Raw genomic sequence first — 15,354 nt, 5'->3', positions numbered from 1 at the left:
GGCTTCGCCGGGTTTGTCGGAAGTGGCTCGTCCATTCGAGTGACAAGACCAAGAACATGGGACACCGATGGATGTCCGGACGTTCAGTTAACACAGTTAACTCACCATGGGAGGGGTGTCATGCAGACGACCGAGGCCGGGTTCGAGAAACTCGGGGCCGAGTACCTCCAGGACCCGCACGCCGTGCACGAGCGGCTGCGCGAAGTGGGGCCGGTGTCCGAACTGGTGCTGCCGCGCGGTCTGAAGGTGTGGGTCGTGACGCGGCACGAGGAGGCGCGGATCGCGCTGTCCGACCCGCGGTTCAGCAAGAACTTCGCCGCCGCGGGCGACCTGTTCGGCAAGCACCTCCAGCCGGGGGTGGCGCGGCGCGAGTTCGACCAGTCGTTCGCCTCGCACATGCTGAACATGGACCCGCCGGACCACACCCGGATGCGCAAGCTGGTGAACAAGGCGTTCACGGCGCGGCGGATGGAAGCCCTGCGCCCGCGGATCCAGGAGATCACCGACCGGCTGCTGGACGAGATGGAGGGCAGGTCGGAGGTCGACCTGCTGGACGCGCTGGCGTTCCCGCTGCCGATCACGGTGATCTGCGAGCTGCTGGACGTGCCGCTCGACCAGCGCGACGACTTCCGGATCTGGTCGGGGACGCTGCTCACCGACTCGACGCAGGAGGAGATCAACGAGGCCGCGGCCTCGATGTACGCGTTCCTGGCGGGCCTGATCCAGAGCAAGCGGGAGAACCCCGGCGACGACATCTTCTCCGCGCTGGTCCACGCCAGCGAGGACGACGACCGGCTCAACGAGGCCGAGCTGATCTCGATGGCGTTCCTGCTGCTGGTCGCGGGCCACGAGACCACGGTCAACCTGATCGGCAACGGCGTGCTGGGCCTGCTGCGCAACCCGGACCAGCTCGCCCTGCTGCTCGCCGACCGGTCGCTGCTGGGGAACGCGGTCGAGGAGTTCCTGCGGATCGACGGGCCGATCAACATGGCGACGTTCCGCTACACCGCCGAGGAGGCCGAGCTGGGTGGCGTGACGATTCCGGCCGAGGAGTTCGTGCTGGTGTCGCTGCTCAGCGCCAACCGGGACCCGGAGAAGTTCCCCGAGCCCGCGAAGATGGACATCACCCGCGCGACCGGCGGGCACGTCGCGTTCGGGCACGGCATCCACTTCTGCCTCGGCGCCCCGCTGGCGCGGCTGGAGGGCGCGGTCGCCATCGGCTCGCTGCTCGACCGGTTCGACCTCGACCTGGCCGGTGAACCGTCCCAGGCGTTGAAGTGGAAGGACAGCACGCTGCTGCACGGGCTGGAGCGGTTCCCGATTAGCCTGTCGCCCCGTGGACCACGATGAGCTGCTGAGACTGGACCGGGAGCACGTCTGGCACCCGTACGGGCCGATGCCGGGCACCCGCGCGCCGCTCGTCGTCGAGTCCGCGGAGGGTGTCCGGCTGCGGTTGGACGACGGCCGTGAGCTGGTGGACGGCATGTCGTCCTGGTGGGCGGCCATCCACGGCTACCGGCACCCCGTCCTGGACGACGCGGTGCGCGGCCAGCTCGGCCGGATGAGCCACGTGATGTTCGGCGGGCTCACGCACGAGCCCGCCGTGCGGCTGGCGGCGAAGCTCGTCGAGATCACGCCGGAGCCGCTGCGGCACGTGTTCCTGTGCGACTCGGGGTCGGTGTCGGTCGAGGTCGCCGTGAAGATGTGCCTCCAGTACTGGCGCTCGCAGGGGAAACCGGCCAAGCGGCGGTTGCTCACCTGGCGGGGCGGGTACCACGGCGACACGTTCCAGCCGATGTCCGTGTGCGACCCGGAGGGCGGGATGCACTCGCTGTGGCGGGGCGTCCTGCCCGAGCAGGTGTTCGCCGACGCGCCGCCCGCCGAGATGGACACCGCGTACGTGCAGCACCTCGCGGACCTGATCGAGGAGCACGCTGACGAGCTGGCCGCGGTGATCGTGGAGCCGGTGGTGCAGGGCGCGGGCGGGATGCGCTTCCACGACCCGCGCTACCTGCACGTGCTGCGCGAGCTGACGCTGGCCAACGACGTGCTGCTGGTCTTCGACGAGATCGCCACCGGCTTCGGCCGCACCGGCGAGCTGTTCGCCGCCGACCACGCGAACGTCAGCCCGGACGTGATGTGCGTCGGCAAGGCCCTGACCGGCGGTTACCTGACGATGGCCGCGGCGCTGTGCACCGAGCGGGTGGCGGACGGCATCAGCCGCGGCGAGGTGCCGGTCCTGGCGCACGGGCCGACGTTCATGGGCAACCCGCTGGCCGCCGCCGTGGCGTCCGCGTCCGTCGACCTGCTGCTCTCGCAGGACTGGCGGGGCGAGGTGCGGCGGATCGAGGCGGGGCTGAAGGCGGGCCTCGCCGACGCGCCCGGCGACGTGCGGGTGCTCGGAGCCATCGGCGTCGTGCAGCTCGATCACGAGGTGGACATGGCCGCCGCGACCGCCGCCGCGATCGACCACGGCGTGTGGCTGCGGCCGTTCCGCGACCTCGTCTACACGATGCCGCCGTTCGTCTGCACGGACGACGACGTGGCGGCCATCTGCGCGGCGGTCGTGGCGGCCGCGAAGGCGGGATAACGATCCGGGCGCCGGCCCGGCCACGGGACACCCGTCAACCGGTAGTGCCCTCCGCTTCTGCGTAGGGTGGTTCCCCGTGAGCGTCCTCGTGATCACCGGTACCGATACCGAGGTCGGCAAGACGGCCGTGACGGCCGCGCTGGCCGCGGTCGCGTCCGCCGACGGCAGACGGGTCGCCGTGCTCAAGCCCGCGCAGACCGGGCTGCTGCCCGGCGAGCCCGGCGACGTCGACGAGGTCCTGCGCCTCGCGGGTCCGGCCATCACCACCCGTGAACTGGCCAGGTACCCGGACCCGCTGGCACCCGCGACGGCCGCCAGGCGCGCGGGCAGACCCACCGTGTCGCCGTCGGAGATCGCCGCCGCCGTGACCGAGCTGAACGCGACCCACGACCTCGTGCTGGTCGAGGGCGCGGGCGGGCTGCTGGTGCGGTTCGACGAGAAGGGCACGACCATCGCCGACGCGGCGTGGGCGCTCAACGCCCCCGTGCTCGTCGTCGCGGCGGCCGGGCTGGGCACGCTGAACGCCACCGCGCTGACCGCCGAGGCGATCCTCCACCGCGGCCTGGAATCGCTGGGCGTCGTCGTCGGCCGCTGGCCCGCCGCGCCCGACCTCGCGTGCCGCAGCAACCTCACCGACCTGCCGGAAGCCGCGGGCGGCCCGCTGCTCGGCGTGCTGCCCAACGGCGTGACCAGGCTGCACCCGGCCGACTTCCTCGACGTGGCCCGCGGCGCGCTGTCACCCTGGTTCGGCGGCACCTTCGACCCGGAAGCGTTCGCCTCGCACTACGTGTAGGGGGTGACGTTCGTCGCGCGGACTCGATCCGTGCCGTGCGGCACACTTGCTCGAACGCCCGTCTGCCGAAGGAGAAGTCGTGACCGCAGCACCCGAGCAGGTCGACCGCAGCACCGACGTCGTGGACGTGGCCCGCGAGCAGGTCCTGGAGCGCGGTGTCGGCCTGACCGAAGCCCAGGTGCTGGAGGTCCTCGAACTCCCCGACGACCGGATCTCCGATCTGCTCGCCCTCGCGCACGACGTGCGCATGCGCTGGTGCGGCCCCGAGGTCGAGGTCGAGGGCATCGTCTCCCTCAAGACCGGCGGCTGCCCCGAGGACTGCCACTTCTGCTCCCAGTCCGGCCAGTTCCCGTCGCCCGTCCGCTCGGCGTGGCTGGACATCCCCGGCCTGGTCAAGGCCGCCCGCCAGACGGCGGACACGGGCGCCACCGAGTTCTGCATCGTGGCCGCCGTGCGCGGCCCGGACAAGCGCCTGCTCTCCCAGGTCCGCGACGGCATCAAGGCCATCCGCGACGACGGCAACGACATCCAGATCGCCTGCTCGCTCGGGATGCTCACCCAGGAGCAGGTCGACGAGCTGGTGGCGATGGGCGTCCACCGCTACAACCACAACCTCGAAACGGCCAGGTCGCACTTCCCGAACGTGGTCACCACCCACTCGTGGGAAGAGCGCTGGGACACCCTCCGGATGATCCGCGACGCGGGCATGGAGGTCTGCTGCGGCGGCATCATCGGCATGGGCGAGACCCTCGCCCAGCGCGCCGAGTTCGCCGTGCAGCTCGCGTCCCTGGAGCCCGACGAGGTCCCGCTGAACTTCCTCATCCCGAACCCCGGCACCCCGTACGAGAACTACCCGGTCGTCGAGGGCGCGGACGCGCTGCGCGCCGTGGCCGCGTTCCGGCTCGCCCTGCCCCGCACCATCCTGCGCTTCGCGGGTGGCCGCGAGCTGACCTTCGGCGACCTCGGCGCCAAGCAGGGCATGCTCGGCGGCATCAACGCGATCATCGTCGGCAACTACCTGACCAACCTGGGCCGCCCCGCCGTGCAGGACCTGGAGATGCTGGACGAGCTGAGCATGCCCATCAAGGCGCTCAGCCAGACGCTCTGATGGCGTACTGCTCCTACTGCGGGAAGCAGGCGGACGGCGACCACGCGGCGTGCCAGAAGCGCCTCTCGGTCATCGACCCGCCGCGCTACTGCGCCGAGTGCGCCCGCCGGATGGTCGTCCAGGTCACCCCCGCGGGCTGGACGGCCAGGTGCAGTCGTCACGGCGAGATCACGTCGGCGCGGTAATCTCCGGGTCAGCTTCGGTTCACGAGGAGGTCGCGGGTGGTGGAACAACCGGTGGACGACAGGGCTGTGCCGGTGCGCATCCCACCAGTGCTGCCGCAGTGGGTGCTCGACTTCCACCCACGACGCCCGCGGGTGGTCGTCAAGCGCGACCTCCTCCCGGCCGTCTGCCTGGCGGGTGCCCTGTCGGCGCTGGCACTGCCGCTCGGCTGGCTGTGGTCCCGCCTGGCGCCGGGGCAGAACAAGGTCGTCCAGGACGGCGCCCAGTTGATCCCGGTGGGCGGCGAGAGCTACCACGCCCTGGACGCGCTGATGGTCTTCGTTTTGCTCGGCCTGGGCGCGGGTCTGCTGACCGGCATAGCCGTGTGGCTGCTGCGGGAACGCCGAGGCCCGGTCATCATGCTCGCGGCGGTGCTGGGGTCGGCACTGGCGGCGTACCTGGGCCAGAAGACCGGCGTGGGCATGGCGGCCGACCACTACGCCCCGACCGGCGAGTTCGCCGTCGGCGACACCATCATGACCGCCCCGGCCCTGCAAACCTGGTGGGGCGTGGTCGCCTGGCCGATGGCCACCGCACTGGCCTACGGCTGCCTCGCGGCGTGGAACGGCATGGACGACCTGGGCCGCCGCTTGGGCTAGACCCGCGCACGAACGCCGAAGGGGGCCGCCGGGTGGTGGCCCCCTTCGCGTTCCGCTGGTCTCACCCGATCCGGTAGCTGTCCCCGTAGACCTGCCACGCCAGTGGGGTGTCCAGCCCGAAGTTCCCGGCGTTCAGGAACACCCGCTGGGCCGTGTCGACCCGTGAGGTGTCGGAGTGCGCCTCTTCCTGCTTCATGGCCCAGACGCGAGCGTCCAGGAACGCGTGCAGCCAAGCCGCTTCGTCGCCGCCCTGGGCCGGGGGCCGGGCGACCGACAGGGCGCGGTTCCGGATCCCGCCGAAGCTGGTCGAGTCGTTCCCGCCGCCGTGCATCACGATGGCGTCGTAGTAGATGAACTGCCCCAGCGTCCGGACGCCGTCGGACTTGCCCTGGTCCACGGCCGGGGTGAAGTAGACCCGATCCCGCTCGTCGTTCTGCGCCCCCTGGAAGACGGGGTCCCCGGCAGCGGCGGCCCAGTCCCCGGTGAACCCCGGATCCAAGCCGTCGTGCGAATCCGACCCGTCGACTTCCCTCAGCGCGGGCAGGTACTTCTCCAGCACGTTCCCCGGCGCCCGGCGCGCGTACTCCTCCACCAGTTCGAGCATGTCGTGCGTCCCGGAGCAGAACCCGATGATCCCGCCGGTGTACCCGCGACCGTCACCGATGTCCTCGATGTACCCGTACTGCGCCTTCCAGTCCAGCGACGAGTTCTCCGCGCTGGACACGAGCTGCATGGCGATCTCCTTCTTCGCCGGGGAATCCAGGTCGACGGCCTGAGCCCGGACCCCGTCCGCGGCCATCGGCCACGCGGAGGACGTTCCGGCACCGCCGGACACCAGCGCGACGGACGCGGCGGCGACGACGGCCAAGCGCAGGAACCTGCCTGATTTCAACACGCATACCTCCGTGGAGCAAGGGAGTGGAGCACGGCGGCGGATGTGCGGCGGCCACCGTAACCCCGGCCCGCGCAATTAGGCAACCTTCCTTCCCTATCAACAACGTCGGCAAAACATGTTTACCGGCAACGGTTTCCACAAATCGATCGGTCTACTCAGGACAGAAAACGGGCCCCGCCGACCGTGGTCGACAGGGCCCGTCCCGTGGCGCGGATCAGGAGTTGATCGAGAAGCTCTCGCCGTAGACCTTCCACTTCAACGGGGTGTTCAGGTCCAGGTTCCCGGCGTTCAGGAACACCCGCTGGGCCGTGTCCACCCGTGAGGTGTCGGAGTGCGCTTCCTCCTGCTTCATGGCCCAGACGCGAGCGTCCAGGAACGCGTGCAGCCAGGTGGTCTCGTTGCCGCCCTGCGACGGCGGCTTGGCCTTGGTCAGCGCCCGCTTGCGGATGTTGCGGAAGCTGGTGCTGTCGTCACCGTCGCCGTGCATCACGATCGCGTCGTAGTAGATGAACTGCCCCAGCGTCCGGACGCCGTCCGACTTGCCCTGGTTCACGGCCGGGTTGAAATACACCCGGTCCCGCTCGAAGTTCTGCGAGTCCTTGAAGACCTGGTCCTTCGCGGCGGTCTTCCAGTCCTTGGTGTAGTTGGGGTCCAGCCCGGCGTGCGAGTCCGAACCGTCCACGTTCCGCAGCGCGGGCAGGTACTTCTTCAGGATGTTGTTGGGCGACCGCTTGGTGTACTCGGTCACGAGTTCGAGCATGTCGTGCGTTCCGGAGCAGAACCCGATGATGCCCGCCGTGTAGCCGCGGCCGTCGTCGATGTCCTCGATGTAGCTGTACTGCGCCTTCCAGTCCAGCGACGAGTTCTCGGCGCTGGAGACCAGCTTCATCGCGATCTCCTTCTTCGCGGCGTCGGTCAGGTCGACCGCCGCCGTGACGCCGTCCGCGGCCATGGGCTTCGCGAGCGCCGCCGGGCCGGTGGCCGTCGAGACGAGCGCGATCGACATCGTCGTGACCGCGGCCAGGCGCAGGAGCCTGCCTGAGATGAACACGGGAACCTCCGCGAAACAGGGGATGGGACACACGGCTGCGGCGGCTGGTGTCTGCGGTCTTCCGTCAGCTACCCGGCAGGGACCGGGGGTGATGGCGGTCACGCTAAACCACTGGATCGCGATTAGGCAACCTTCTTGCCTTATTCGTCTCAGGCGGGCTTTCGGACCACCCGGTACCGGTGGTCCAGGTGGGACGTTCCCACCCCAGTCGGACAAAACGGGCTGGTCAGCCCACCCGGTAGGTCGAGTCCGGCACGTCCGTGACGAACATGTGGCCGGGCGCGTGGGTGATCGCGAACGGCGGCTTCGACGCCATCAGCGCCGCCTGCGGCGTCACCCCGCACGCCCAGAACACCGGCACGTCACCCTCCTCGGGCACGACCGCCTCCCCGAAGTCCGGCGCGGACAGGTCGGCGATGCCGAGTTCCGCCGGATCACCCACGTGCACCGGAGCCCCGTGCACCGCGGGCATCAGACCGCTCACCCGCCGAGCGGTGTCCACCAGTGCGTGCGGGATCCAGCGCTGCGACACCACCATCGGCCCGTGCATCCGCCCCGCGGCCCGGCATTCGCGGTTCGTCACGAACATCGACACGTTCCGCTCCTGGTCGACGTGCCGCAGCGGCACGCCCGCCTCGACGAGCGCGCCCTCGAACGTGAAGCTGCACCCGATCAGGAACGACACCAGGTCGTCGCGCCAGAACGGCGTCGCGTCACCGGGTTCGTCGACCAGTTCCCCGTCCCGCCACACCCGGTAGCGCGGGATCGCGGTGCGCAGGTCCGCGTCCGGCGCCAGGACCGTGCGGTGGCCGCCCGCGTCCGTCACGTCCAGCACCGGGCACGGCTTGGGGTTCCGCTGCGTGAACAGCAGCACGTCGTACGCCCAGTCCTCGGGCACGGCGATCAGGTTCGCCTGCGCGAACCCCGGCGCCAGACCCGAGGTGGGCCCGCAGCCGCGGGCCCGAACCTCGTCCGGTGTCACGTCAGCTCACGTCCCACCGTCTCCGGCAGCCCGAGCAGCGCCAGCACGGCGATCCCGTACGCCGCGGCCCCGAACACCATCGCCCCACCCACACCCATGCTCTCGGCCATGAACCCGACCCCCGCCGGGAACAACGCCCCAACGGCACGCCCGAAGTTGTACGTGAAGCCCTGCCCCGTGCCGCGCACGTCCGTCGGGTACAGCTCCGCGAGGAACGACCCGAACCCGCTGAAGATCGCCGAGGCGCAGAAGCCCAACGGGAACCCGAGGAACAGCACGACGGTGTTCGCCCCGACGGGGATCTGCGTGTAGAGCATGATCAGGATCGCCGACAGGACGGCGAACAGCGCGAAGGTCTTCTTGCGCCCCAAGCGATCCGTGATGAACCCGCCGCACACGTACCCGATGAACGCGCCGGAGATCAGGAACGCGTAGTAGCCCGTCGAGTTGATGACCGTCAGCCCGCGCTCGGTCTTCAGGTACGTCGGCAGCCAGGTCGCCAACGTGTAGTACCCACCCTGGACCCCGGTGGCCAGCAGTGCCGCGAAGAACGTCGTCCGCCCCAGCCCGCCCTTGAAGATCGCGGAGAACCCCCGACTGCTCTTCTCCCGCTGCTCAACGGTTCCCGGCGCGTCCTGCACCGTCCGTCGGATGTAGAGGATCAACACCGCGGGCAGCGCCCCGGTCCAGAACATCACCCGCCACGCCATGTCCGCGCTCACGAACGAGAACACCAACGTGTAGACCAGAACCGCAAGCCCCCACCCCACGGCCCACGCACTCTGGATGAACGCCACGGCCCGCCCGCGATACTCCGGCTTCGAGTACTCCGCGACCAGAATCGCCCCAGCCGCCCACTCCCCACCAAATCCAAGCCCCTGCAACCCGCGGAACACCAACAACATCTCGTAACTCGTCGCGAACCCGCACAGAACCGTGAACACCGCGTACGTGATCACCGTGATCAACAACGTCTTGACGCGCCCGATCCGATCCGCCAACACCCCGGCCACCGCCCCGCCGAGCGCGGACAGGACGAGCGTGGCCGTGTTGAGCAACCCGGCCTGCCCCTTGGAGATGCCGAAGAACGACGTGATCGCCACGAGGCTCAACGGCAGGATCCAGTAGTCGTACGAATCGAGACCGTAGCCGCCGAACGCACCGACGAAGGCACGCTTGCCGCGCTGACCGAGCGACCTGAACCAGCCCTCGGAGGTTGTCTGGGTAACGGGGGTCGTGCTCATGGGCACCTCGCAGCGTGGTGGTGAGCGTGGATGGTTGTGCTGTGGGACACACTAGGGGATTGTTGAACAATCCGGCAATGGGGCAATCGGTGGAAGGTTCCGGTGGTGTGCGGGGGCGTGGGGGTGTGTGCTGGAGGGTTGGGGAAGGCGGAGGAGAGGGGGAGGGAAGGCGGAGGAAGGAGGGAGGAAGGAGGGAGGAAGGAGGGAGGAAGGAGGGAGGAAGGAGGGAGGAAGGAGGGAGGAAGGAGGGAGGAAGGAGGGAGAAAGGCCAGGTGGGGGAGGTCGAGGGGAGGGGGAAGGCCAGGTAGAGGGAGAAAGGCCAGGTAGGGCGAGGTGGGGCAGAGAAGGCGAGGCAGGGCAGGGGCAAGGCAAAGAGGGCAAGCGGTGGGCAGGCAGGGGTAGGGCGGTGGAGGGCGAACGGGCGGGTTGGAGCGGCTGGGGCAGAGGTGCGGAGGGCGTGGCGGGACGTATGGGACGCCAGCGTGGAGCGAGCAAGGTGATGGGCGGCAAGGTCATGCGGGTGTGGAGCAGGGTGATGCGGTAAGTGAGGTGATGTGGGCGCGGCAGGACGCGCATGCTGCGGGTGTGGTTCAGCGCAAGGAGGTGTGAAGCGGGAGCAAACACGCCGCACACCATCGATGCTTCGGGCGTACCCCGCCCGCCGATGCCTCCCAGGGACCTGTCTCGCTCAACCCGGAAGACCTACAAAAACGACCCTAACCAGCAGTCAGAACCCCGCCCCAACTGCCTTCCCTCACCCACCCCACCACGCACCCAACGCCACGCCGCCAACCCAACCGTGGCCGATTTTACTTGGGGGATTTGCCCCTTAAACTTGCGCCGGGCGGCAGCTTCACCCTCCGCCCTTATTGCCCGGCGAAGGGGCAAATCTAGGGGCCCCAAGTCAAATCGGCCACCCACCACCAAAACCCGGAACTCGATCAATTCGGATGCGGCACATGCCCGAACTCCGCCAACGGCACCGGCACCGCATGCAGCGCATCCAAGATCCCGGCCTCCCGATGCAGCATCTTCCGCACCAACCTCAACCGCCGAGCAGCCGAAGTCTCCTCCAACAACCTCTGCCGATCCTCCAACGCCAACAAACAATCCCCGGCCAACAGGTACGACAAAAGATCATGGGTCGTCTCAGCCGGAGGAGGCGCCCAATCCTCCTGATGCCAAGCCGCGGCGCAATACCGCTGGTGCGCGGCCCGAGCGGAATCCGCCATCAACGGCAACACCTCCTCCACCGGCGAAGGCGTGGGCGAGTCCGGCAACCACTCCACCTCGCCCACCAGATAGGGCGCGGACCGGTGATCCACGGACAGCAGCCGGAACCGCTGCTCCCCCCTGGTCACGATGTCGAACCGCCCGTCGTTCAACCGCCGGGCCTCCCGCAACAACGCGGAACACCCCACGTCCCGCAGCGAGGCGACGTTGTCCGTGCCCATCGCCCAACCCTCGCGGATCGCCACCACCCCGAACTGCCGGTCGGGCAGCACCCCGGTCACCAGGTCGACGGTCAACTGCCGGTACCGGGGCTCGAAGATGTGCAGGGGCAGTGACGCTCCGGGCAGCAGGACGGTGCCCAGCGGGAAGAGCGGGAGCGTCTCGGTCACGCGACCAACGTTACGACGTGGCGGTCGTGCCCGCCGGACGGCCCGCGGACGGGGGTCGGAGCACGGCGAACTGATCGGTCACCCGGATTCCCCTTGCGCTGAAACGGAAAAGCGCGGCGGGACGGCCTCCGGTGGGGCCGGGGGGTGATGTGTCGCCGGTGGGTTCCAGCAGGCCACGTCGGGAGAGCACGCGTTGCAGGTTCGTGGCGGACACCCGGTAGCCCAGTGCCGCCGAGTACAGCTCGCGCAGCGCGGAGATGGTGAAGTCCGGTGGCGCCAAGGCGAAACCGAGGTTCGTGTACGAGAGCTTCGAGCCCAGCCGGTGCCGCGCCTTGTGGATGATCGCCTGGTGGTCGAACGCGGTGTCCGGCAGGCCCGACACGGGGAACCAGCCGGTGTCCGAGGGCACCACGGGGTCGATGTCGGAGGGGACCAGGCCGAGGAACGCGGTGGCGACGACCCGTGGTCCGGGGACGCGGTCCGGGGCGCTGAAGACCGAGAGCTGCTCGACGTGGGAGAGCTGCCGGACGTCGACCTTCTCCGCGAGCTGGCGGCGGATGGAGGCCTCGATGTCCTCGCGGTCGCCGAGCGCTCCGCCGGGGAGTGACCAACGGTGAGCGTGCGGCTCCCTAGCGCGTCGCCAAAGCATGACCTGGAGTGATCCGGCTCTCACCTGGAGTACTGCGGCCAACACCTCATGTCCCGCGAGACCCACGGGCTGATACTATCGGCCACGTTTTCGACCCAAAGGCGAAAACCTCGGAGAGTCGCGAGGAGGACCCCATGGTCGCTACCGCATATGTGGAGCGAACCTCTGACGGCGCGTACGACGGCATCGAAGCCGACGCGTCCTGGCGCGCGGAGGTGCTCGAACTCGCCCGGCAGCGCGACGCGGTCATCCTCGCCCACAACTACCAGTTGCCCGAGATCCAGGACATCGCCCACCACACGGGCGACTCGCTCGCGCTGAGCCGGATCGCGGCCGCCAGCGACGCGTCCACGATCATCTTCTGCGGCGTCCACTTCATGGCCGAGACGGCGAAGATCCTGGCGCCCGAGAAGACCGTGCTGATCCCGGACGAGCGGGCGGGCTGCTCGCTGGCCGACTCGATCACCGGCGCCGAACTGCGCGCCTGGAAGGCCGAGCACCCCGGCGCGGTCGTCGTGTCGTACGTGAACACGACCGCCGAGGTGAAGGCCGAGACGGACATCTGCTGCACGTCGTCGAACGCGGTCGACGTCGTCGCCTCGATCCCGGCCGACCGCGAGGTGCTGTTCCTGCCGGACCAGTTCCTGGGCGCGCACGTGAAGCGCGAGACCGGCCGCGAGAACCTGCACATCTGGGCGGGCGAGTGCCACGTGCACGCGGGCATCAACGGCCCGGAACTCGCGGCGCGCGCGGCCGAGGACCCCGAGGCCGACCTGTTCATCCACCCGGAGTGCGGCTGCGCCACGTCGGCGCTCTACCTGGCGGGCGAGGGGATCGTCCCGGCGAACCAGGTCCGCATCCTCTCGACCGGCGACATGATCACCGCCGCCCGCGGCACCACGGCGAAGTCCGTCCTGGTCGCGACCGAGGTCGGGATGCTGCACCAGCTCCGCAAGGCCGCGCCGGAGATCGACTTCCGCGCGGTGAACGACCGGGCGTCGTGCAGGTACATGAAGATGATCACCCCGACCGCGCTGCTGCGCTGCCTGCGGGAGAACAAGGACGAGGTGCACGTCGACCTGGAGACCGCGAAGCGGGCGCAGGCGTCGGTGCAGCGCATGATCGAGATCGGCAAGCCCGGCGGCGGCGAGTGAAGGCCCAGTGGGAGGCCCGCGCCGACCTCGTCGTGGTCGGCACGGGCGTGGCAGGTCTGACGGCCGCGCTGCGCGCCCACGAGCTGGGCCTGCGGGTCCTCGTCGTCACCAAGGCCAGCGGGCCGGACGGCAACACGCGCTGGGCGCAGGGCGGCGTCGCCGTCGTGCTGCCCGGTGAGCACGACGAGGGCGACACGGTCGGCGCGCACGTCGCCGACACGCTCGTCGCGGGCGCGGGCCTGTGCGACGAGGACGCCGTCTCGGCGGTCATCTCCGGTGGTCCGGAGGCGGTGCAGCGGCTGCGGGAGCGCGGCGCGGTCTTCGACTCGAAGCCCGACGGCCACCTGGCCCGCACCCGCGAGGGCGGCCACACGGCGTTCCGCGTGGTGCACTCCGGCGGCGACGCGACCGGCGCCGAGGTCGAACGGGCGCTGCTCGCGGCGACCACCGACGGCAGGCTCCCGGTGCTGGAGCAGCACGTCGCGGTCGACGCGCTGCGCACCCCGCTCGGCGCGGTGTGCGGGCTGCTGGTGCTGGACGGCAACGGCGTGCCCGGTGCGATCGGCGCGCCCGCCGTGCTGCTCGCCAGCGGCGGTCTCGGCCAGCTCTACCAGGCCACGTCCAACCCCGAGGTGGCGACCGGCGACGGTCTCGCGCTGGCCATGCGGGCGGGCGCGATGGCGGCGGACGTCGAGTTCGTCCAGTTCCACCCGACCGTCCTGTACACCGGGCGCGGCGCTCGTGGCCGCTGCCCGCTGGTGACGGAGGCCGTGCGCGGCGAGGGCGCGGTGCTGGTCGACGCGACCGGCGCGCGCGTCATGAAGGGCGTGCACCCGCTGGAGGACCTGGCTCCCCGCGACGTGGTCGCGGCGGCCATCACCCGGCACATGGCGAACGAGCCCGGCGGCGTCGACGACCACGTGTTCCTGGACGCCACCGGCCTCGGCTCGATGGCGACCCGGTTCCCGACGGTCCACGCGGCCTGCGTCGCGGCGGGCATCGACCCGGCGCGCGACCCCATCCCGGTCGCGCCGGCGGCGCACTTCGCCTGCGGCGGCGTGGTGGCCGACGTGGACGGGCGCACCGCGGTCACCGGCCTGTACGCGGCGGGCGAGGTCGCCCGCACCGGCCTGCACGGCGCGAACCGCTTGGCCTCCAACAGCTTGCTGGAGGGCCTGGTCGTCGGCACGCGGGCCGCCGAGGCCATCGCCGCCGACCTGGCCCTCGGCGCGCTGGCCGATCCGAAGACCGCGCTCGACCCGGTGCTGCCGACCGCGCCGGTCGCCGACCGCGACTCGCTGCAACGGGTCATGAGCCGCTACGCGGCCATCGGCCGGGACGCCGAGGGCCTCGCGGTCGTCGGCTCGGTGCTCGACCTGTCCACCGTCGACCGGGTCCTGGACACCCGGCGGCTGGTGGAGGACGCGGCACTGACGCTCGCGGCGCGGGCGCTCATCGCCGCCGCCGCCGAACGCACGGAGTCGCGCGGCTGCCACGTCCGCACGGACTTCACCGCACGTGACGAGGAACGCTGGCACCGCAGCCAGGTCGTCCGGCTCACGCCGTCCGGCCAGCCCGTGCTCGCGGACCCGTACCTGGCTCGGGGAGCGGCATGAACACCCTGGATCTGGAGGACGCCCGTCGCGCCATCGCCGTGGCGCTGGAGGAGGACCTCCACTACGGCCCGGACGCGACGACCGAGGCGACCGTGCCCGCCGACGCGGTCGCGGTCGCGGAACTGACCCCGCGCGCCGCGGGCGTGCTGGCAGGCATCCCGGTGGCGCTGGAGGTCTTCGGCCCCGACGTGGAGGTCCTGTCCCAGCGCGCGGACGGCGAGAAGGCCGTGCCCGGCGAACCCGCGCTGGTCGTGCGGGGCCGGGTGCGCGACCTCCTCACCGCCGAGCGCACGGCGTTGAACTTCCTCACCCACCTGTCCGGCGTCGCGACCGCCACGGCGGCGTGGGTCGACGCGGTGGCGGGCACCGGGGCGCGGGTCCGGGACTCGCGGAAGACGTTGCCGGGGTTGAGGTTGCTGGAGAAGTACGCGGTGCGCTGCGGTGGCGGGGTGAACCACCGGATGGGTCTCGGCGACGCCGTGCTGATCAAGGACAACCACGTCCTGGCGGCGGGTTCGGTGAAGGCGGCCATGGCGGCGGTCCGCGCCCACGCCCCGCACCTGTTCTGCGAGGTCGAGGTGGACAGCCTCGACCAGCTCGACGAGGCCGTCGCCGAGGGCGCGGAACTGGTGCTGCTGGACAACTTCACGCCGGAGATGTGCGCGGAGGCCGTTCGCCGGGCCGGTGGGGTGGAGCTGGAGGCGTCCGGCGGTCTCACCCTGGCCGTGGCCCGCGCCTACGCCGAAACCGGTGTGGACTACCTGGCCGTCGGCGGGCTGACGCACTCCTCACCCGCGTTGGACCTGGGGATGGACCTGCGCTGAACCGG

15 protein-coding genes are annotated in these 15,354 nt (G+C 70.4%); 9 read left to right on the top strand and 6 right to left on the bottom strand.

The window, feature by feature from the left end; genetic code table 11:
- The first annotated feature begins 120 nt into the window (after window positions 1-120).
- The 6 genes from NZH93_RS15815 to NZH93_RS15790 all read left to right on the top strand — a co-directional run bounded on the left by NZH93_RS15815 (window position 121) and on the right by NZH93_RS15790 (window position 5,312).
- Window positions 121-1,350, top strand: a complete 1,230-nt coding sequence (locus NZH93_RS15815) for a cytochrome P450 family protein (protein ID WP_259623823.1) — start codon at window positions 121-123, stop codon at window positions 1,348-1,350.
- Window positions 1,337-2,590: an adenosylmethionine--8-amino-7-oxononanoate transaminase gene (locus NZH93_RS15810; RefSeq protein WP_259623822.1), complete on the top strand. Its 1,254-nt coding sequence runs from the start codon at window positions 1,337-1,339 to the stop codon at window positions 2,588-2,590. Before NZH93_RS15815 ends, NZH93_RS15810 begins: the two co-directional genes overlap by 14 nt.
- Window positions 2,591-2,666: 76 nt before the next feature.
- On the top strand, window positions 2,667-3,383 hold the full coding sequence (bioD, locus tag NZH93_RS15805) for a dethiobiotin synthase (RefSeq protein ID WP_259623821.1): 717 nt from the start codon (window positions 2,667-2,669) through the stop codon (window positions 3,381-3,383).
- 79 nt (window positions 3,384-3,462) lie between these two features.
- The gene (bioB, locus tag NZH93_RS15800) at window positions 3,463-4,491 is read left to right on the top strand and encodes a biotin synthase BioB (RefSeq protein ID WP_259623820.1); all 1,029 of its coding nucleotides are present in this window, start codon (window positions 3,463-3,465) and stop codon (window positions 4,489-4,491) included.
- Window positions 4,491-4,676: a biotin synthase auxiliary protein BsaP gene (bsaP, locus tag NZH93_RS15795; protein WP_259623819.1), complete on the top strand. Its 186-nt coding sequence runs from the start codon at window positions 4,491-4,493 to the stop codon at window positions 4,674-4,676. The genes bioB and bsaP overlap by 1 nt, the downstream gene beginning before the upstream one ends.
- A gap of 36 nt (window positions 4,677-4,712) precedes the next feature.
- Window positions 4,713-5,312 carry a DUF2567 domain-containing protein gene (locus tag NZH93_RS15790; protein WP_259623818.1) on the top strand — a complete coding sequence of 200 codons (600 nt, stop codon included), beginning with the start codon at window positions 4,713-4,715 and terminating at the stop codon, window positions 5,310-5,312.
- 61 nt (window positions 5,313-5,373) lie between these two features.
- Here the strand turns inward: NZH93_RS15790 and NZH93_RS15785 are convergent, their stop codons facing one another.
- From NZH93_RS15785 to NZH93_RS15760, 6 genes are all read right to left on the bottom strand, one after another.
- Entirely contained in the window at window positions 5,374-6,207 is an 834-nt protein-coding gene (locus NZH93_RS15785) for a chitosanase (RefSeq protein WP_259623817.1), read from the bottom strand.
- Between the two features lie 214 nt (window positions 6,208-6,421).
- A complete protein-coding gene (locus NZH93_RS15780; RefSeq protein WP_259623919.1) occupies window positions 6,422-7,213 on the bottom strand; it encodes a chitosanase in 792 nt (263 codons plus the stop codon).
- Between the two features lie 271 nt (window positions 7,214-7,484).
- On the bottom strand, window positions 7,485-8,240 hold the full coding sequence (locus tag NZH93_RS15775) for a putative hydro-lyase (RefSeq protein ID WP_259623816.1): 756 nt from the start codon (window positions 8,238-8,240) through the stop codon (window positions 7,485-7,487).
- Window positions 8,237-9,484, bottom strand: a complete 1,248-nt coding sequence (locus NZH93_RS15770) for an MFS transporter (RefSeq protein ID WP_259623815.1) — start codon at window positions 9,482-9,484, stop codon at window positions 8,237-8,239. Before NZH93_RS15770 ends, NZH93_RS15775 begins: the two co-directional genes overlap by 4 nt.
- Window positions 9,485-10,425: 941 nt before the next feature.
- Window positions 10,426-11,106 (bottom strand): LON peptidase substrate-binding domain-containing protein, encoded by a 681-nt coding sequence (locus NZH93_RS15765; protein WP_259623814.1) that lies wholly within the window; start codon window positions 11,104-11,106, stop codon window positions 10,426-10,428.
- A gap of 10 nt (window positions 11,107-11,116) precedes the next feature.
- Complete coding sequence (locus tag NZH93_RS15760) at window positions 11,117-11,821, bottom strand: NUDIX hydrolase (RefSeq protein ID WP_308214205.1); 705 nt, start codon at window positions 11,819-11,821, stop codon at window positions 11,117-11,119.
- 68 nt (window positions 11,822-11,889) lie between these two features.
- Here NZH93_RS15760 and nadA point away from each other — a divergent pair, with 68 nt between their 5' ends.
- The 3 genes from nadA to nadC are packed head-to-tail and all read left to right on the top strand — an operon-like array spanning window position 11,890 to window position 15,349.
- Window positions 11,890-12,909, top strand: a complete 1,020-nt coding sequence (gene nadA, locus NZH93_RS15755; protein WP_259623813.1) for a quinolinate synthase NadA — start codon at window positions 11,890-11,892, stop codon at window positions 12,907-12,909.
- The gene (locus NZH93_RS15750; protein ID WP_259623812.1) at window positions 12,906-14,525 is read left to right on the top strand and encodes an L-aspartate oxidase; all 1,620 of its coding nucleotides are present in this window, start codon (window positions 12,906-12,908) and stop codon (window positions 14,523-14,525) included. The genes nadA and NZH93_RS15750 overlap by 4 nt, the downstream gene beginning before the upstream one ends.
- Window positions 14,522-15,349, top strand: coding sequence for a carboxylating nicotinate-nucleotide diphosphorylase (nadC, locus tag NZH93_RS15745; RefSeq protein ID WP_259623811.1), 828 nt, complete (start codon window positions 14,522-14,524; stop codon window positions 15,347-15,349). Before NZH93_RS15750 ends, nadC begins: the two co-directional genes overlap by 4 nt.
- Window positions 15,350-15,354 lie beyond the last annotated feature (5 nt).

It is taken from the genome of Umezawaea endophytica, assembly GCF_025061645.1.
GTDB lineage: Bacteria > Actinomycetota > Actinomycetes > Mycobacteriales > Pseudonocardiaceae > Umezawaea > Umezawaea endophytica.
Note: the sequence above shows the minus strand (reverse complement) of the source record. Positions and strands in the feature narration are given on the sequence as shown.